This is a genomic window from Chelatococcus asaccharovorans (assembly GCF_003201475.1).
GTDB lineage: Bacteria > Pseudomonadota > Alphaproteobacteria > Rhizobiales > Beijerinckiaceae > Chelatococcus > Chelatococcus asaccharovorans.
Window position 1 is genome coordinate 174,783 of sequence record NZ_QJJK01000005.1, and the last position, 19,178, is coordinate 193,960.

At 65.0% G+C, this 19,178-nt stretch carries 15 protein-coding genes; 10 read left to right on the plus strand and 5 right to left on the minus strand.

Annotated elements, in window-relative coordinates; translation table 11 throughout:
• Positions 1 to 99: 99 nt before the first annotated feature.
• The 3 genes from C7450_RS13025 (at position 100) to C7450_RS13035 (ending at position 4,376) form a co-directional block, all read left to right on the plus strand.
• On the plus strand, positions 100 to 1,833 hold the full coding sequence (locus C7450_RS13025; protein ID WP_245449689.1) for a heparinase II/III family protein: 1,734 nt from the start codon (positions 100 to 102) through the stop codon (positions 1,831 to 1,833).
• A gap of 221 nt (positions 1,834 to 2,054) precedes the next feature.
• On the plus strand, positions 2,055 to 3,647 hold the full coding sequence (gene purH / locus C7450_RS13030; RefSeq protein ID WP_110374886.1) for a bifunctional phosphoribosylaminoimidazolecarboxamide formyltransferase/IMP cyclohydrolase: 1,593 nt from the start codon (positions 2,055 to 2,057) through the stop codon (positions 3,645 to 3,647).
• A gap of 63 nt (positions 3,648 to 3,710) precedes the next feature.
• Entirely contained in the window at positions 3,711 to 4,376 is a 666-nt protein-coding gene (locus C7450_RS13035) for a carbonic anhydrase (protein WP_110374887.1), read from the plus strand.
• 90 nt (positions 4,377 to 4,466) lie between these two features.
• On the opposite strand, the gene C7450_RS13040 is transcribed toward C7450_RS13035, so the two are convergent.
• On the minus strand, positions 4,467 to 5,501 hold the full coding sequence (locus tag C7450_RS13040; RefSeq protein WP_110374888.1) for an aspartate-semialdehyde dehydrogenase: 1,035 nt from the start codon (positions 5,499 to 5,501) through the stop codon (positions 4,467 to 4,469).
• A gap of 494 nt (positions 5,502 to 5,995) precedes the next feature.
• Between C7450_RS13040 and C7450_RS13045 the strand changes: the two genes are divergently transcribed.
• The 6 genes from C7450_RS13045 (at position 5,996) to C7450_RS13070 (ending at position 12,900) form a co-directional block, all read left to right on the plus strand.
• Entirely contained in the window at positions 5,996 to 7,039 is a 1,044-nt protein-coding gene (locus C7450_RS13045; protein WP_110374889.1) for a hypothetical protein, read from the plus strand.
• A 580-nt stretch (positions 7,040 to 7,619) separates the two neighbouring features.
• Positions 7,620 to 9,203, plus strand: a complete 1,584-nt coding sequence (locus C7450_RS13050; protein WP_245449734.1) for an ABC transporter substrate-binding protein — start codon at positions 7,620 to 7,622, stop codon at positions 9,201 to 9,203.
• Between the two features lie 9 nt (positions 9,204 to 9,212).
• Entirely contained in the window at positions 9,213 to 10,298 is a 1,086-nt protein-coding gene (locus tag C7450_RS13055; protein ID WP_110374890.1) for an ABC transporter permease, read from the plus strand.
• Between the two features lie 54 nt (positions 10,299 to 10,352).
• Entirely contained in the window at positions 10,353 to 11,279 is a 927-nt protein-coding gene (locus C7450_RS13060) for an ABC transporter permease (RefSeq protein ID WP_170147235.1), read from the plus strand.
• The gene (locus C7450_RS13065; protein ID WP_245449690.1) at positions 11,276 to 12,157 is read left to right on the plus strand and encodes an ABC transporter ATP-binding protein; all 882 of its coding nucleotides are present in this window, start codon (positions 11,276 to 11,278) and stop codon (positions 12,155 to 12,157) included. Before C7450_RS13060 ends, C7450_RS13065 begins: the two co-directional genes overlap by 4 nt.
• Positions 12,154 to 12,900: an ABC transporter ATP-binding protein gene (locus C7450_RS13070; RefSeq protein WP_110374892.1), complete on the plus strand. Its 747-nt coding sequence runs from the start codon at positions 12,154 to 12,156 to the stop codon at positions 12,898 to 12,900. Before C7450_RS13065 ends, C7450_RS13070 begins: the two co-directional genes overlap by 4 nt.
• A gap of 197 nt (positions 12,901 to 13,097) precedes the next feature.
• On the opposite strand, the gene holA is transcribed toward C7450_RS13070, so the two are convergent.
• Genes holA through leuS form a run of 3 tightly spaced genes read right to left on the minus strand, consistent with a single transcriptional unit; the run spans position 13,098 to position 17,319 of the window.
• Positions 13,098 to 14,129, minus strand: coding sequence for a DNA polymerase III subunit delta (gene holA / locus C7450_RS13075; protein WP_110374893.1), 1,032 nt, complete (start codon positions 14,127 to 14,129; stop codon positions 13,098 to 13,100).
• Between the two features lie 6 nt (positions 14,130 to 14,135).
• On the minus strand, positions 14,136 to 14,693 hold the full coding sequence (lptE, locus tag C7450_RS13080) for an LPS assembly lipoprotein LptE (RefSeq protein WP_110374894.1): 558 nt from the start codon (positions 14,691 to 14,693) through the stop codon (positions 14,136 to 14,138).
• Complete coding sequence (gene leuS / locus C7450_RS13085; protein WP_110374895.1) at positions 14,680 to 17,319, minus strand: leucine--tRNA ligase; 2,640 nt, start codon at positions 17,317 to 17,319, stop codon at positions 14,680 to 14,682. The genes lptE and leuS overlap by 14 nt, the downstream gene beginning before the upstream one ends.
• Positions 17,320 to 17,546: 227 nt before the next feature.
• Here leuS and C7450_RS13090 point away from each other — a divergent pair, with 227 nt between their 5' ends.
• Positions 17,547 to 18,263 (plus strand): YggS family pyridoxal phosphate-dependent enzyme, encoded by a 717-nt coding sequence (locus C7450_RS13090; RefSeq protein WP_110374896.1) that lies wholly within the window; start codon positions 17,547 to 17,549, stop codon positions 18,261 to 18,263.
• 244 nt (positions 18,264 to 18,507) lie between these two features.
• On the opposite strand, the gene C7450_RS13095 is transcribed toward C7450_RS13090, so the two are convergent.
• On the minus strand, positions 18,508 to 19,173 hold the full coding sequence (locus C7450_RS13095; RefSeq protein WP_110374897.1) for an HAD family hydrolase: 666 nt from the start codon (positions 19,171 to 19,173) through the stop codon (positions 18,508 to 18,510).
• Positions 19,174 to 19,178: the final 5 nt, after the last annotated feature.

Consider the following 19,178-nt stretch of genomic DNA (forward strand, 5'->3'; position numbering starts at 1 on the left):
TTGAGCGGTCATACGCATCGGCCGGTCGGACGATACGGGACGGGATGAGTGGACGCGGTCGCCGTGAGGAGAGCTGGAGTACAGAGGACCAAAGCGGTCGTGGCTCAAGGAACCGACCGTTGGCGTCTCTATGGCCTCGCCCTTGGCGAAGCCTGGCGGCGGCTGCGCTATTGCGCGGCCAGCACCTGGCGCAGCGTGTTCTCCCTGCACCGGTTTGTTCCCGACCGCATTCTCATTGTGCCACAGGACCTGCGCACCGCTGATCCGACGGTGGCCGGCGATATCTACTCCGGCTACTACGCCCTTGCCGGCCGGGTCGTTAACACGCGCGGATCCTCCCCCTTCAACGAGACCCCGCCGAGCCGCGCCTGGGCCGAGGCGCTCTACGGATTCGGCTGGCTCCGCCATCTCCGGGCCGCGGATTCGGCGCTGTCCCGGGCCAACGCGCGCGCCCTGGTCGATGATTTCTTCAATCACGCTTCGTCCCGGCGCGGCATCGCAATCCGGCCGCGCGTGGCCGCGCGTCGGTTGATTTCGCTGCTCGATCACTCGCCTCTTGTGCTGGATGGCGCCGACCGCAATTTCTATCGGCGCTTCACGCGGACCCTGGGGCGCACGGCAGGGCAGCTCCAACTCTCCGTCGCCGGTGGGCTGCGCGGCAACGACAGGCTCATCGCGGCCATCGCGCTCGCCTATGTCGGGCTCTGTCTGAACGCTCCGGGCCGCGTGTTGCGTCAGGCCAATCGCCTCCTGACCGACGAACTGAACCGTCAGGTCCTGCCGGACGGCGGCCATATCAGCCGCAATCCCCGCCTCGTGGTGGAACTGCTGACCGATCTCTTGCCGCTGAGCCAGACCTATGCCGCGCGCGGCGCCGAGCCGCCGCCCGGTCTCATCGGCGCTATCGACCGGATGATGCCGGTGCTGCGCATGTTCCGGCATGGGGAAGGGTCGCTCGGCCTGTTCAACGGCATGGGCCTCACCCAGCCAGACCTTGTCGCGACCTTGCTCGCCTATGACGACGTACGCGCCAAGGCGATGGAACATGCGCCCCACTCGGGTTACGAGCGCCTCGAGGCCGGCGAAACGATCGTGCTGATGGACGTCGGCGGCCCGCCTCCCGCCGAATTCTCGCACGAGGCTCACGCCGGCTGCCTGTCTTTCGAGATGTCCGTCAACGCGTTTCGCCTCGTCGTCAATTGTGGGGCGCCGCGCCCCGGCACAGGCCAGTCGACAGTCGCCGCGCGGTCCACCGCCGCCCATTCGACCGTCACCATCGGCGACGTCTCCTCATGCCATTTCGCAGGCACGACCAGCGCCGGCACGATCGGCCGATGGCTCGGCCGCTTCATCGGCACTCCAGTGCTGTCGGGCCCCCGTCACGTCGCGGCGACGCGCGAGACCATGCCGGACGGGCTCAGCCTCAAGGCCTCCCACGATGGCTATCTCGCCCGCTTCGGCCTCATCCACGAGCGCCGGCTCGATCTGGGCAGCCACGGCGACAGGCTCGAAGGCGAGGACAGCTTCATTTCGGAAGAGCGCCCGACGCCCCCAGGGACTGAGGCGACGCTGCGCTTCCATCTGCATCCTTCGGTGCGCGCATCGCGCATTGCCGACGGCCCCGGGATTTTCCTGGTCTTGCCGAACCAGGATTGCTGGAGCTTCGAGGTGGACGCCGGCGAGCTCAGTCTCGAAGAAAGCGTCTTTTTCGCCGCGTCCGACGGCATCAGGCGGACGGCACAAATTGTCGTGACCATAGACGTCAGCTCGACGCGGAGCGTACGCTGGCGCTTTCTCCACCTCGGCCACAGGTCCACGGCGGGTGACAGCTGAAGCCCGTTGGCCTTCGCCAGGGAGCCATTTCCAAGGGATAGTTTCCAAGGGATAGTTTCCAAGGGACCGCTTCCAAGGGACGATTTCCAAGGGACAGCATCCCACGGGTCAGATGCGGCACCCGCGTCGATGCAGCCGCTTTTGCCGAACATCGCTTTCGTGCTAATCCGCGACGCATCCACGCATAAGGTGGACCGCAGCGACATTTTCGACGGAAGCCGATGCTCGAACATCCAAAGCCTCTGACACGCGCCCTTTTATCGGTTTCGGACAAGACCGGCCTCGTCGATTTTGCCCGCAGCCTTGTCGAACTTGGCGTCTCGCTGATTTCGACCGGCGGCACATTCAAAGCCATCACCGAGGCCGGCCTGCCGGTCAAGGAAGTATCCGATGTCACGGGCTTCCCCGAGATGATGGATGGCCGCGTGAAGACCCTTCACCCCGCTGTCCATGGCGGGCTTCTCGCCATCCGTGAGAACCCGTCCCACCAGGCGGCCCTCCTGGCCCACGGCATCGCGACCATCGATCTCCTCGTGGTCAACCTCTACCCCTTCGAGGCGACGCTCGCGCGCGGCGGCTCCTTCGACGATTGTGTCGAGAACATCGATATCGGCGGACCCGCCATGATCCGCGCCGCCGCCAAGAACCATGCGGATGTGGCCGTCGTCGTCGAGCCGTCCGACTATGGTGCGATCATTGCGGAGCTCACGGCCCACGACGGCTCCACGACCCTGCCGCTACGCCGCCGCCTTGCGCAGAAGGCCTATGCCCGCACCGCAAGCTATGACGCGGCTATCTCCAACTGGCTGGCCCGTGAGATCGGCGAGGAGACGCCGGCGTTCCGTGCGCTGGGCGGTTCGCTGATCCAGCCGATGCGCTACGGCGAGAACCCCCATCAGTCGGGAGCGTTCTATCGCACAGCGGAGGTCCGCCCCGGCGTGGCGACCGCCCGCCAGCTCCAAGGCAAGCAGCTCTCCTACAACAACATCAACGACACCGACGCCGCATTCGAATGCGTCGCGGAATTCGACCCCGCGCGCACCTCCGCGGTGGTGATCGTGAAACACGCCAACCCCTGCGGCGTGGCGGAAGGCGCCTCGCTGCGCGAAGCCTATGAGAAAGCGCTGGCCTGCGATCCGGTTTCCGCCTACGGCGGCATCGTCGCCCTCAACCAGACCCTTGACGCCGACGCGGCCCGCAAGATCGTCGAGATCTTCACCGAGGTGATCATCGCCCCCGACGCGACCGAGGAGGCCATTGCGCTGGTCGCCGCAAGGAAGAACCTGCGGCTCCTCCTGACCGGCGGGCTACCGGATCCGCGCGCGCCCGGCCTCGGTTTCAAAACCGTGGCCGGCGGTTTCCTCGTCCAGGCCCGCGACAATGCCGTCATCGACGACATGCCGCTCGAGGTTGTGACGAAGCGTGCGCCGACGGAGGCCGAACGCGCGGACCTTATCTTCGCCTTCCGCGTTGCCAAGCATGTAAAATCCAACGCCATCGTTTACGCCAAGGGCGGCGCGACCGTGGGCGTCGGCGCCGGGCAGATGAGCCGCGTCGATTCCTCGCGAATCGCGGCCTGGAAGGCGGCCGAGGCAGCCCGCACCGCCGGATTGCCGCGGTCCCTGGCCGAGGGCTCGGTGGTCGCGTCCGACGCCTTCTTCCCCTTCGCCGACGGGCTGTTGGCAGCGGCCGAGGCGGGCGCCACCGCTGTCATTCAGCCTGGCGGCTCGATGCGCGACGATGAGGTGATCAAGGCGGCCGATGCGGCCGGCCTGGCGATGGTCTTCACCCGCCATCGCCATTTCCGGCACTGAGCCGGGCTTGCACCGATGCCGGTCGCAGGCCGGCATCGCGGTTTGCGTAACAGGGAGACGAGAATGTTTCCGGAACGACTGACGGCTGGCTATCGGGCTTTCCTCGATGGCCGTTTTCCCGGCGAGCGGAGCCGCTACAAGCAACTGGCGGAAAAGGGTCAGAAACCGGAGGTCATGGTCATCGGCTGTTGCGATTCACGCGTCTCGCCGGAAGTGATCTTCGACGCAAGCCCGGGCGAACTCTTCGTCGCCCGCAACGTCGCCAATCTGGTGCCGCCCTACGAGACGGACGGCGACTTCCACGGCACCAGCGCCGCGCTCGAATTCGCCGTGCAGGCGTTGAAAGTCAAGCATATCGTCGTGCTCGGCCATGCGAGCTGCGGCGGCATCCGTGCCTTCGCCGACGATGCCGAACCCCTGTCACCGGGCAACTTCATCGGCAAATGGATGGCCTTGATCGAGCCCGCCGCCGTCAAGCTCGGCCATCCCGCCGGCGACCGCAGCACTTACCTGACGAAGCTCGAACACGCCGCCATCGAGATGAGCCTCGCCAATCTCATGACCTTCCCGTGCATCGAAATCCTGGTGAACCAGGGCCGCCTGCAGTTGCACGGCGCCTATTTCGGGGTGGCGAGCGGCCAGTTGCTCGTACGGGACCCGGCAACCGGCGTCTTCGAGGCCGCCATACCCGGCCATCCGGGCCGGGCTTCGCTGTTCGACTGCCGTTAGACCTGTCCCGCCCGCCCGGAGAGGGACTCCAAAAAACAAAAGCGCGGCCATCACGCCGCGCTTTTCTCATGACAGCCCGGTGGCGGAATTTTACGCCGCCTTGGCCTTGGGCTTGATCAGCTTGCGGTTCACGAGCGCCTCGGCAATCTGCACCGCGTTGAGTGCTGCGCCCTTGCGCAGGTTGTCCGCCACAACCCACATGGCAAGGCCGTTCTCCACCGTGCCATCCTCGCGAATGCGCGAGATATAGGTCGCGTCCTCGCCGGCCGCCTCATGCGGGGTGATGTAGCCGCCGTCCTCGTGCTTGTCGATGACGACGCAGCCCGGCGCCGAACGCAGGATCTCGCGCGCCTCATCGGCGGTGATCGGCTTTTCGAACTCGATATTGACCGCTTCCGAATGGGAGATGAACACCGGAACCCGCACGGCGGTAGCCGTGAGCTTGATCTTCGGATCGAGGATCTTCTTGGTCTCCGCGACCATCTTCCACTCTTCCTTCGTGTACCCGTCCTCCATGAACACGTCGATGTGGGGGATCAGGTTGAAGGCGATGCGCTTGGTGAACTTGGTGGTCTTGAGCTCGCCGGCGGTGAAGATGGAACGGGTCTGGTTGAACAGTTCATCCATCCCGTCCTTGCCGGCGCCCGACACGGATTGGTAGGTCGCCACCACAACGCGCTTGATCACCGCGTGGTCGTGAAGGGGCTTAAGCGCCACCACGAGCTGCGCCGTCGAGCAGTTGGGATTGGCGATGATGTTCTTCTTGGTGAAGCCGGCGACCGCATCGGCATTCACCTCGGGCACCACCAGTGGCACGTCCGGATCCATGCGCCAGGTCGAGGAATTGTCGATGACGACAGCGGCCTTTGCGCCGATCTTGGGCGACCATTCCTTCGACACGGCACCGCCGGCCGACATCAGGCAGATGTCGACATCGGAGAAATCGTAGGTCTCGAGATCCTTGACCTTCAGCGTCCTGTCGCCGAAGGAGACCTCCTGACCGATGCTGCGACGGGAAGCGAGAGCGACAACCTCGTCGGCGGGAAAGGCCCGATCGGCGAGGATCTCCAACATCTCACGGCCCACATTGCCCGTGGCGCCGACCACGGCGACCTTGAACCCCATCATCATCTCCTGTTGCGCTTCTCTCCCCGTCACCTATCGGCGCCCTGGGGCACCGCCCTCTCGCCCCGCGGGAGAGAGAACGGGGAACGAGCGGAGGCTCAGCCGGTCGCTTTGGCGACCGTCGTGACGGTTTTCCGTTTCGTCGTGGTGTGAAGCGCCACCATGGCGTGTTCCGTCGCAATCCAGCTCAAGTCCGGTGAGTGAGCAACATCAGACGGAGGCTTCTGTCAAGGGGGCAGATGCGAAAGGGCCAGGCGTGCGGCACGGAATCGCAAGTCGATTGCATAACATGCCACTGGCGTCCGAACGGGGTGAAGCGCTCAATCCATATCTGATTATCCGCAATCATTTGTTCACCCTCCGCGACAAAAAGCGGGCACCAATAGGGGGTGAACAACGTTGAGGGTCCAAAGTCGTCGCGTCGATATGGCATGAGTGGGCAGTCACCCTTGGCTATGGCGTCTGGACCAACAGCAACGGATTTCGGTTACGCTATGAATTCTCGTTACGGCGATACGAATTGGGACGAGGATTCGGAATTCACCCGACTGGCCGACGCCATCGCCGGTAAACACGCTGCGTCCAAAGGCACGGGCAGCAACGCCCAAGGCCGCAACATCCAAGGCCGCAACATCCAAGATCGCAACGCCCAAGGCCGCAGCGCCCAAGGCAGCAGCGCCCAAGGCGCAAGACCCGAGCGGATAGCAACGCCGCATCATCCCCGCGTCCACCTGCGTGCCGGCTCTGGACGGCGTAACCCGATCAAGGCCGCCGCGCGCAATCGCGTCAATGGGGGGCTGATCGCGCTTGGCCTTCTGGCCGCCATCACCGGGGCGCTCGTCACCCATCAACTGCTCGACCAGCCCGTCGCGCCCGACGCCCAGGAGGAACGCAGAGATCCGCAAGACTACACGTTGAAACCGACGCCGGCGGTCGATGCGCTGGGCAAGGCGCTCCCCATATGGGTCCGCGTCGTGAAACCGGCGGTCACCGTGATCAATCCGGCCGCATCGCTGAAGGGCGTCGAGATTTCCTATGAAACCTGGCAGCACGGGCTCGGTGGCCAGCGCGACATCGCCATCTTCGGACGTTTCGTCAGCGGTCCCTATCTGTTCATTGCCTTCTACCGGCAGGGTGAGGAAGCACAGATCGCTCCCACCTTCTTCGTCGATGCCGCTCGCCAGGCGGCCGAAGCCGGCATCGGCGTCATCCGCACGGATGTTCCGGTGGCCCGCTCGACGAAATTCGGGCCTGCGGAAATTGCCAACGGCATCCTGACGAACGGTAAGCTGCGCCGGGACTGCCTGGTGTTCCGTAATCGCAGCTTCGACAGAGGCATGACGATATCAGGCTGGGCCTGCGGAACGACCGACCGCCCCATCGATGCCGACACCCTGGCTTGCATGATCGATGGTACGGGCTTCGCAGCCGGCGACAGCGCGCTTCACCAGCTGCTCGCGGCATCGGAGGCAAAGAGGCGATCGGCCTGCGTTGCCCCGCCAGCCGCGCCCGCGAAACCGCCCCAGCGCCGCTCCTGATCACGACGGTCTCTGCATGCCGCCCTGGCAGGCGATACATCCCGCGGCAGGCACGAAAACGCGCGATCTCTTTGTTCATCAGTCGTTTCAAGCGAAGGGCCGTTTCACGCAGTGTTGGAGCACTTCTCCTCGCATGCGCAATGCCAATCATCATTTCCACCGCGCGCCGCGTACCGTTTGACAACGATGCGCCAACGGTTACGATCGCATCAGAACAGTTGCATGGGTCGTAAGCATGCATCGGATGTATTAAAGCGAACGTGCATTAGGCTTTAGTATTAAGAACAATAGCTCAGCGCCTCGCTAAAGCGTTGATAACTGCCGTATTTGCGAATTGTTTTGACGATATACCCAAGGACAGCGGCGAAGAGTGAGCGATATTCCAGTATAGCTCCGCCATCCGGCTGGCAGGCGTCATCATTTTGAGCGCAACAGCCAGGACAGATTGTCCGCGATCGTCTTTGACAACCCACGCAGACGGCATTGATATTCGATGCGGCGAGGCGACCATCGTCAAAGCGAGGGGAATATTATGATCATGATGCGCAAGAACTGGAAAGGCGCCGCGATGGCCGGCGCCATGGCAGGCCTCTTGGTAGGCGTCCCGGCGGGGCTGCTGGCCAGCGCGTCGCCGGTTGCGGCCGCAACGCCCAAGGACACGCTGGTGCTGGCCTGGGCGATCGATGACATCATCACGCTCGACCCGGCCGAGGCCTTCGAGATCAGCGCCGGCGAGATCATGGGCAATACCTATGATCGTCTCGTCCGTTTCGATATCAACGACCCGTCAAAGCTTTATGGTGACATCGCCTCATCCTGGACAGTCTCCGACGACGGCAAGCTCTATACCTTCAAGCTGAAGCCGAATCTGAAATTTGCATCCGGCAACCCGCTGACGGCCGATGACGTCGTCTATTCGCTGCAGCGGGCCGTCAAGCTCGACAAGACGCCGGCCTTCATCCTGACCCAGCTCGGCTGGTCGAAGGACAACGTCGATGGCAAGGTCAAGAAGGTCGATGACCTCACGGTGACGCTCGAAACCGACAAGCCCTATGCGCCGAGCTTCGTCCTGAACTGCCTCACCGCCAACGTCTCGGCGATCGTCGACAAGAAGCTCGTCGAGGCCAACGCCAAGGACGGCGACATGGGCTATGGCTGGCTGAAGACCCATTACGCCGGGTCCGGTCCGCTCAAGATCCGCGACTGGCGGGCGAACGAAATCCTCGCCATGGAGCGCAACGACAACTACTACGGCGAGAAATCCAAGCTGCCGCGCGTCATCTACCGCCATGTGAAGGAGAGCGCCACGCAGCGTCTGCTCCTGGAAAAGGGCGACGTGGACGTCGCGCGCAACCTGGAGCCGGGCGATATCGAGGCCGTCTCAAAGAACGCCGATGTGGCGGTCACCAACACGCCGAAGGGCACGATCTACTACTTCAGCCTCAACCAGAAGAACCCGACCCTGGCCAAGCCCGAGGTTCGCGAGGCGATGAAATATCTCGTCGACTATGACGCGATTGGCCAGACCTTCATCAAGGGCATCGGCGAGATCCACCAGACCTTCCTGCCAAAGGGCCTGCTCGGCGCCTCCGACGAGAAGCCCTACAAGCTCGATGTCGCCAAGGCGAAGGAACTCCTGGCGAAGGCAGGCCTGAAGGATGGCTTCACCATCACCATGGACGTGCGCAACAACCAGCCGGTGACGGGCATCGCCGAAGCCGTGCAGCGCAGCTTCGCACAAGCCGGCATCAAGATGGAGATCATCCCGGGCGACGGCAAGCAGACGCTGACGAAATACCGCGCGCGCAATCACGATCTCTATATCGGCCAGTGGGGTGCGGACTATTGGGACCCCCACACGAACGCCGACACCTTCGCCCGCAATCCCGACAACTCCGACAACGCCTCCTCGAAAACCCTGGCTTGGCGCAACGATTGGAATATCCCGGAATTGACGAAGAAGGCCGACGCGGCCGTGCTGGAACGCGACACCGAGAAGCGCGCGCAGCTCTACAAGGACATGCAGAAGGACGTCCTCGCGACGAGCCCCTATGTCATCATCTTCCAGATGATCGAGACGGCCGGCGTTCGCAAGGACGTCAAGGATTTCAAGCTCGGGCCGACCTCCGACACGACCTACACCTTCAAGGCCTCGAAGAGCTGACGGCTCGTCATGGCCGTCGTTGAGACGCACCGGCCGGGTGACATCAAGCCCGGCCGCCCCCGCGCCAGATCGCGCTCGCTTGCGGCTGCCTCCGGCATCGGCCGCTTCCTCGTGATCGTTGTCCTGACCTATCTGGGTCTCCTGGCCGTCACCTTCTTCATCGGCCGGGTCATCCCCGTCGATCCCGTACTCGCCATCGTCGGTGATCGCGCACCGACGCATGTGGTCGAACGCACGCGGGAGGAGCTCGGCCTCAACAAGCCGCTCATCGAGCAGTTCGCAATCTATGTGCGCAACGTGCTCACGGGCGACCTCGGCACGTCGGTGCTGACGTCGAACCGCGTGATCGACGATATCCGGCGCGTCTTCCCGGCGACGCTGGAACTCGCGACCCTCGGCACCCTCATCGGCGCGGTGTTTGGCATTCCGCTCGGCGTGCTCGCTGCGGTGAAGCGCGACAGCCTCGTCGACCAGATCGTGCGCGTCATCGGGCTGGTCGGCTATTCCGTACCGATCTTCTGGCTCGGTCTGATGGCCTTGCTCGTCTTCTACGCCCGTCTGGGCTGGACGGACGGCCCCGGCCGCTTCGACATCATCTACGAATACACCATCACGCCGGTGACCGGCATCCTGCTCCTCGACACCGCCATGGCGGGAGAATGGGATGCCTTCCGCAATGTGGCGGGCCATCTCATCCTGCCCTCGGCGCTGCTCGGCTATTTCTCGCTGGCCTATATCAGCCGCATGACGCGTTCCTTTATGCTGAACGAGCTCGGCCAGGAATATATCGTCGCGGCGCGCGCCAAAGGCATTTCGGAATCGCGCGTCATCTGGCGTCATGCGCTGCGCAACGCCGCTGTGCCGCTGGTGACGGTGATCGTCCTCTCCTATGCCGGCCTGCTCGAGGGATCCGTCCTGACGGAATCCGTCTTCGCCTGGCCAGGCCTCGGGCTCTACATCACCAACTCCCTGCAGAACGCCGACATGAACGCCGTGCTCGGCGGCACCATCGTCGTCGGCTCGGTCTTCATCGGGCTGAACCTCCTGTCGGACCTGCTTTACCGCTTCCTCGATCCCAGAACGAAACGGAGATGATGAAACGGCGATGAGACTGAGCGTCCAACCGCACGCCACCCCGGTGGAGATCCGATGACCGACATGGCTCAGCCCCAGCATTGGCGGGCATGGCTCTTGAGCGATCGACCGGCCTCGCGCAGGCAGGCGCGCCTCGGTCGCGCCTACGCCGGCTGGCAGCGTTTCACGACGAACAAGCTCGCCATGGTCGGCTTGGCAATCGTCCTCGGGCTCGTCCTGGTGGCGGCCTTCGCCAATGTCATCGCCCCCTATTCCCCGGTGGAAGGCGGCGACCTGCGCACGGAAAGGCTCTTGCCGCCGAGTGCCGCCCATCTCTTCGGGACCGACGATCAGGCGCGCGACATCTTCTCGCGCGTGGTCTACGGCTCACGCATCACGCTGTTCGTCGTCGTGCTGGTCGCCATCATCGCGGCGCCCATCGGCCTCGTCGTCGGCACGGTGGCCGGCTATGCCGGCGGCTATCTCGATGCCATCCTGATGCGCATCACCGACATCTTCCTCGCCTTTCCGAAGCTCATCCTGGCACTGGCCTTCGTGGCCGCGCTCGGGCCGGGCATCGAGAATGCCGTCATCGCCATCGCCATCACCTCATGGCCGCCCTATGCGCGCATCGCGCGGGCCGAGACGCTGACCATCCGCTCCAGCGAGTACATATCCGCCGTGAAACTGATGGGCGCCTCGCCCTGGCGTATCGTGCTGCGCCACATCATGCCGCTCTGCGTGTCCTCCCTGATCATTCGCGTCACGCTGGACATGGCCGGCATCATCCTCACCGCCGCCGGCCTCGGCTTCCTCGGTCTAGGCGCTCAGCCGCCGCTCCCGGAATGGGGCGCGATGATCGCCTCGGGCCGGCGCTTCGTGCTGGACCAGTGGTGGGTGGCCGCCGCGCCGGGCGCCGCGATCTTCATCGTCAGCCTCGGCTTCAACCTCCTCGGCGACGGCCTGCGCGATACGCTCGATCCCAAGGCGTCAGACCAATGAGCCTCCGAGCCATGGGCGAAAGCCACGCAACGGATGCGCGCCTCAGCAAGCCTCTCCTCGAGGTCGAGGATCTGCGGGTGAGTTTCCCCAGCCGCAACGGCCCGGTGGAAGCCGTGCGCGGGGTCTCGTTCACCCTGGGGCGCGAAAGACTGGGCATCGTCGGCGAATCCGGCTCGGGAAAGTCCCAGACCGGCCGCGCCATCATGGGGCTGACGCCGCCCCATGCTCGGATCACCGCCAGGCGCCTCGCCTTCGCCGGAACGGATCTGATGCAGTTGTCAGCCCGCGAGCGACGTAGTTTTCGCGGCGAACGCATCGCCATGATCCTGCAGGATCCGAAATATTCGCTGAACCCGGTCATGACCATCGGCCAGCAGATCACCGAGACCTTGCGCGCCCACAGCAATGTGACGCGCGCGGTTGCGCGCGACCGCGCGCTGGACATGCTGGAGGCGGTGCAGATCCGTGATCCCGCCCGCATCTTCGGACTCTACCCGCACGAGGTATCCGGTGGCATGGGCCAGCGCGCCATGATCGCCATGATGCTGATCGCCGACCCCGAGCTCTTGATCGCCGACGAGCCGACGTCCGCGCTCGACGTCACCGTGCAGCTGCAGGTGCTCGCCATTCTCGACCGGCTGGTGAGCGAGCGCGGGATGGGGCTGATCTTCATCTCGCACGATCTGCGGCTCGTCTCATCCTTCTGCGACCGTGTCCTCGTGATGTATCGCGGGCGGATCGTCGAGGAGGTCGCGGCGAACCGCCTCAACGACGCGACGCATCCCTATACGCGCGGCCTCATCAATTGCCTGCCGAAGATCGGCGAGGACCGCCACCCCCTGCCCGTGCTCGACCGGCGGCCGGAGTGGGCGGAATGACCGACGCTCTCGCCGTCAACAACCTCACCATCTATTTCGAGGACTTCGCCGCCGTCGACGACGTCTCCTTCAATGTCTCGGCCGGCTCGTCCTTCGGTCTCGTCGGCGAATCCGGCTCCGGCAAATCCACGGTGCTGCGGGCCATCGTCGGCCTCGCCCCATCAAGTGGCGGCGAAATTCTGCTGGACGGCAAGCCGCTCGCGACGCCGCGGAGCAAGGCGTTCTATCGCCATGTCCAGATGGTGTTCCAGGACCCTTACGGATCGCTGCATCCGCGGCAGACGGTCGACAGGACGCTCGCCGAGCCGCTTGCCATCCACGGCATCGGCGACGGCGAGCGGCGCATTGCCCGCGCCCTGGACGAGGTTGGGCTCGGCAAGGGCTTCCGTTTCCGCTATCCGCATCAGCTCTCCGGCGGCCAGCGCCAGCGCGTCGCCATTGCGCGTGCCCTGTTGCTGGAGCCCAAGGTTCTCCTGCTCGACGAGCCGACCTCCGCCCTGGACGCCTCGGTCCAGGCGGAGGTGCTCAACCTGCTGGAACAGCTGAGGCGCGAGCGCCAACTGACCTATGTGCTGGTCAGTCATGATCTCGCCGTCGTCACGCATATGTGCGAGCGGCTCCTCGTCATGCAGAAGGGGCAGGCGGTCGAGGAACTCTCCGCGCAGGCTCTCGCGGCCCGCCAGATCGGCACTGCCTATACCCGCGACCTCATGGCGGCGAGCACCGGGTTCAAACGGGAATGATCCTGGTACGTCCCCCACCCCTTGTAACTTACCCGCAGGGGGGAGGGGCGTTTCCCACGTTGCGCTTTCTGAACACGGCATCCGGCTCACCGTCCGCTTCACGACACGCCGCGCTTAATCCTGAGACCGCCAGGGCTGCCGCTCCCCTCCCCCTTGCGGGGAGGGGTAAGGGGTGGGGGTAGAACGGCGGCCGACGCTTACCGCCGTGCGGCGCGCCGCGCCGCGAGCGCCACCGACCACAGGCATTTCAGCGCCAGCTCGCTGGCAAGGCCTGCCTGCCGGCGCGTCGCCGCGACACCGGCGCCGAGATCGACAACCGCCCCGCGCAGCATGGGCGTCGTCCAGACCCGCAATTGCCGCTCCACCGCGCTCTCACGCTTGAAATAGAGGCCGCGGATCGTCTTGACGGCGGCCGCTGTTGGCGCCCCGCGATCGACACCAACCCGCGCCTGCGCCAGGGCCAGCGCATGCCGCAGCGCGTAGCCCAACAGGGTTCCGGCATCCACGCCCTCGCCCATGAGCCTGGTAAAGGCTCGGTCAAGCTCGGCGAGGTTGCCGGCGAAGGCAGCGTCGATGGCAGCGTCCATGGCCAGGGCCGAGACATCGCCGATGACAGCCTCGATATCCTCGACCGTGACGGCGCCCTTTCCGTGGGCATAGAGCACGAGCTTGTCGATCTCGCCGCGCGTCGCGCCGCGGTCGGCCCCCAACAGGCCGAGCAGATGCTCCTTGGCCTCGCTGCCGATGGTGAGGCCGGCGTCCCTGACGCTGCTGTCGATCAAAGCCGCAAGGCTGCGGGCGTCATCGGCATAGCAGGCGATCGCGAGCGCCGCCGGGGATTTCTCGCAGAGGACACGCAACGGCGAGGATTTCTGAAGTTCGCCCGCCTCGATGACGATGATGGCATCTTCAGGCGGCGTGGTCAGCACCGTCGCCACGGCGGGGGCGAGATTGCGGCTGCCGACCCTGACGCGAATGGCGCGCTTGCCGCCGAACAGCCCGATGGTATTGGCCTCGTCCGCCAGACGCAGAGGATCGCCCGCGATGTCGTCGCCGTCCATCTTGACGAGCTGGAAGGGGTCGCCCGGGTCGCTGACGCAGCGCTCCGCCAACGCGCGGGCGCGCTCGGAGACGAGCCCGCCATCAGGCCCGTAGAGGAGCACCACGGCGGCGCGGAGATCCGGCCGCCGCAGCACGTTTTCGGCATCGCTGGCCTTGACCGCCACCATCCGCGGTCAGTGGCCCGCGACCTGACGATTGGTCAAGCGGGCTGCGAGCTGCGTCTTGATCTGTTCCGCAAGCTGCCTGGAAACCAGGATTTCCGCGCTGCGGGCTGCGCGAAGCGAAGCGAAGCGCTGCGGGCTGCGGTCGTAGGACGCGGAGGCGACGGCCTTGCCGGTGAAGATGGGATCGCCGCCGGCATATGGCCTGAGGATATAGTTCGCGGTGCCGATCAGCGTGGCGGACTGCGCGTTTCCGGTCGAGGAATCGACGATGGCCGTCTGCACGCGCTCGGACGCCGTCAACTCCAGCCGGTAGCGCTTGTCGCCGGGGGGCGCACCACCGCTCAGCGCGAACACGACATCGTTGCGCAGATAGTGCGCCATGCGCTCCTGGCCGACGCCTGCGGCCATCGGCGCGACCTCGATGGCGGCGAGATCCGACCGCACCGACGTGCCGGCGGATGTCGTTCCATAAAGCGGACGAAAACATCCGCCCAGCGACACGGCGATGGCCAGGGTGAGCACAACGGGGAGAAGCGGTGCTCGACGCTTCACGTCAGGCGACGACATTCACGATCCTTTGCGGAACCACGATGATCTTCTTGATCGGCCGCCCCTCAACGGCACGCTGCACGGCCTCCAGCGCGAGAACGGCAGCCTCCACGGTTGTTGTATCCGCGTCACGGGCGACGGTCACATCACCGCGGCGCTTGCCGTTGACCTGCACCGGCAGCGTGATCTCGTCCTCGACGAGGAGAGCATCATCGGCCACCGGCCACGGGGTTTCGGCGACGAGATTGGTATAGCCGAGAACCGACCAGCATTCTTCGGCGAGATGCGGCATCATTGGGGCCGCGAGCTGCACGAGGATCGTCGCCGCCTCATAAAGCGCGAACCGCATGTCGGCCGAGATGTCCTCGATGCCGCCGGTCTCCGCCGCCTGCCGCGCACCGACGGCCGCCGCCTGGAGGGCATTGGTCAGTTCATAGAGCTGGGCCACGGCGCGGTTGAAGCGCAGGCGTTCGATGTCGTCCCCGGCCGTCGCCAGAGCACGATGCGCGGCCTTGCGCAGTGCGAGCGAGGCGGCATCGAGCTCGGTCGCCGCCTCATCGTCCTTCACGATGCCCGTGATGGTGGCCACTTCGTTCACGAGACGCCAGACACGCTGGACGAAACGGTGGGAGCTCTGCACGCCATCTTCCGTCCAGATGACGTCGCGTTCCGGCGGCGAATCCGACAGCATGAAGAAGCGCGCGGTATCCGCACCGAAGGTGCCGATGATGTCGTCGGGGTCGACGGTGTTCTTCTTTGACTTCGACATCTTCTCGATCGAGCCGATCTCGACGTCCGCGCCGTTCGCCAGCTCGATGGCGCGGCGTGCACCGCCCTCCGTGCTGATACGGATCTCGGAGGGCTGCAGCCACCGTCCATCGGCGCCACGGTAGGTCTCATGTACGACCATGCCCTGGGTGAACAGGCCGGCGAAGGGCTCATCCAGCCCGGAATGGCCGGTGGCGCGCATGGCCCGCATGAAGAAGCGGGAGTAGAGGAGATGCAGGATCGCGTGCTCCACGCCACCGATATACTGGTCCACCGGCAGCCAGCGATCGATCACCGCCCGGTCCGTGGGCTCGGTTTCCAGGAACGGATCGGTGAAGCGCGCGTAATACCACGACGAATCCACGAAGGTGTCCATGGTGTCGGTCTCGCGCACCGCCGGCTTGCCGCAGTTCGGGCAGGCCACATGCTTCCAGCTGGGATGGCGGTCGAGCGGATTGCCCGGGACATCAAAGCTGACGTCTTCCGGCAGCGTCACGGGCAGGTCCGTCTCCGGCACCGGGACGACGCCACAGCTCTCGCAGTGGATGATCGGGATCGGACAGCCCCAGTAGCGCTGCCGCGAGACGCCCCAGTCGCGCAGGCGATAATTCACCTTGCGCTCGGCCACCGGGAAGCCGTCGCGTTCATGACTTTCCAGGCGCTTCGCCACCTCCTCCTTCGCCTCGGGAATGCCGAAGCCGTCGAGAAAGGCCGAGTTGAACAGCCGCCCGTCGCCGTCGTAGGCCGTGTCGCTCACCGCGAAATCGTCGTCCGCCCCTTCCGGGCGCACGACCGCCTTCACCGGCAAGCCGTAGGCGCGTGCGAAATCCAGGTCGCGCTGGTCGTGCGCCGGGCAGCCGAAGATGGCGCCCGTGCCGTAATCCATCAGCACGAAATTGGCCACATAGACCGGCAGCTTCCAGTTGGGATCGAACGGATGCACGGCCTTGAGGCCGGTGTCGAAGCCACGCTTCTCCGCCTTGTCGATGATTTCCTGGGCGGTGCCGGTGCGCTTGCAGTCCTCGATGAAGGCGGCGAGGTCCGGGTTGCCTTCGGCCGCCTTGCGCGCGATGGGGTGGTCAGCGGCAATCGCCACGAAACTCGCGCCGAACAAGGTGTCCGGCCGCGTCGTGTAGACCTGCACCTCCGGGATGTCGCCGCCCTCGAGCGCGAAACGCACCAGCAGGCCTTCCGACCGGCCGATCCAGTTCTTCTGCATGATGCGGACTTTGTCCGGCCAGCGCGTCAGCCCGTCGAGCGCGGATTCCAGGTCCTGCGCAAAGCGGGTGATGGTGAAGAACCACTGCGTGAGCTCGCGCTGCTCCACCAGCGCGCCCGAGCGCCAGCCCCGGCCGTCGATAACCTGCTCGTTGGCGAGCACGGTATGGTCGACGGGGTCCCAGTTGACGCGCGCGGTCTTGCGCGAGACGAGCCCGGCCTTCAGGAAATCGATGAACATGCGCTGCTGGTGCCGATAGTAGGCGGGATCGCAGGTGGCGATCTCGCGGCTCCAGTCCAGCGACAGCCCCATGGACTTCAACTGGTCGCGCATGGTCGCGATATTGGCGTAGGTCCATTCGCGGGGATGCACGTTGTTGGCCATGGCCGCGTTCTCGGCGGGCATGCCAAAGGCGTCCCAGCCCATGGGGTGCAGCACGTTGAAGCCTTTGGCGCGCTTGTAGCGCGCAACCACATCGCCCATGGTGTAGTTGCGCACATGGCCCATGTGGATGCGTCCCGAAGGATAAGGGAACATCTCGAGCACGTAGTACTTCGGGCGCGGATCCGCATTATCGGTGCGGAAGAGCTGACGCTCGTCCCACACTTGGCGCCATTTCGGCTCGGCTTCCTTCGGGTTGTAACGCTCCACGCTCATTGCTGTCGTCGGTCCGGTCGTTCGCTCCCTGAGGGAGCGGAAAATGAAGGGAATCGGCTGGGAAAGATGCCGTACGCAGCAAAAGCGACGTAGCAGCATTGCCTCACCGAGGTCGATCGGACTAGGACACGAATGAGGGAAGCGGTCAACAATGGGCCGCCTTTTAACGCCCTCTGTGGCCGGATGGACAAAGACGGATTCAGTGAAGGGTTTCTCAGGGGAGCATCATGGCAAGCGCATCGTCCACTGATACGCATTCCGGGAACGAGGCGGCTGGCCGGCTTGCAGCGGTTCGCGATGCGATTACGCGCACCGCCCGCGAGGAAGGGCGCGCGCCCGCCGACGTGACGCTGGTCGCCGTCTCCAAGACATTTCCCGCGGACGACATTCTGCCCGTGCTCGAAGCCGGCCAGCGCGTCTTCGGCGAGAACCGCGTCCAGGAGGCCAAGGCGAAATGGCCGGCGCTCAGGGAGCGGTATCCGGATGTCGAGCTTCATCTGATCGGCCCCCTGCAGAGCAACAAGGCCCGCGAGGCGGTCGCGCTGTTTGACGTCATCCACACGGTCGACCGCGAATCGCTCGCGGCGGCGCTCGCCAAGGAAATTCCGCGCGAGGAAGCGGCCACCGGTCGCAGGCCGCGCCTCCTCGTCGAGGTCAACACGGGCCTGGAGCCGCAGAAGGCCGGCATCGCCCCCGCAGAGCTCGGTGCCTTTCTCGCCCGCCTGCGCGATCACCACGGCCTCAAGATCGAGGGACTGATGTGCATCCCGCCCGCCGATGAGCCGCCCTCGCCCCATTTCGCCCTGCTCGCCAAGCTCGCTCATGATCACGGACTGCCGCTCCTGTCCATGGGCATGAGCGGCGATTTTGAACAGGCAGTCATGTTGGGTGCGACGCACGTGCGCGTCGGCAGCGCCATCTTCGGACACCGCCCGCCTCTTTAGCAGGCTGTTGAAAAACTCAGCATGTGCCGAGGGATGTCATGTCCGGGCGGTGTCATTCCCGGCCAAGGGCCGCAAGGCCCGAGGGGAAGGGAATCCAGGGAAATGGCATAAGCTTTGATAGTTCTGGGTCCCCTTCCCGCGATCGGCTTTGCCAATCGCGCCGGGGATGACACGTGGGCGGCTCGAACAGCCGTTTTTCAACAGCCAGCTGGAGCAGGCTGATTGAAAGACGGGACCTCGGCGGTTAGCTGACCCCGAGATGGTCGCGGATCAAAGCGTTGAGACGCGGATCCTTGAAATCCGCAACGGCGAGGGAGGCCCCGGCCTCCATCAGCGCCGCTTCACCGAGGGAGGTCGTCAGGCCGACCGTCAGGATGCCGGCGGCGGCGGCGGCCGTGACGCCGGAGCGCGAATCCTCGAAGGCGAGTGCCCGGCGTGCGTCACCTTTCAAGAGCCTGAGCCCGGTGAGATAGGGCAGGGGATCAGGCTTCTGAGCGGGCAATTCGTCGGCAATCACCACCGCTTCGAAGCGTGCCTCGAGCCTGAGGCCCTTCAGGAGCAGCATGGCATTGTCGCGCGGTGCGTTGGTGACCACGGCGCAGCCGATGCCCCGTGCAAGGGCGAAGTCCAGCAGGTCGGGTAGCCCCTGTGTCGGTTCCAGATCCTGCACCTTGCTGCGGAACAAGGCCTCCTTGCGTGCCGCCATTTGCTCCTGCTCCGCCGGGGAGAGTGCAGGGAACAGGCCCGCCATGATGTCGGCGTTGGCGCGTCCGATGACATCGCGCTCGAACACGTCCCACTCCATCGTGCGATCAAAATCGCCCAGCAGGTCCTGGAAAGCGCTGTAGTGCAGGTGATCGGTGTTCACCAGCGTGCCGTCGAGATCGAACAGAAGCGTAGCGGGGGTCATGGATG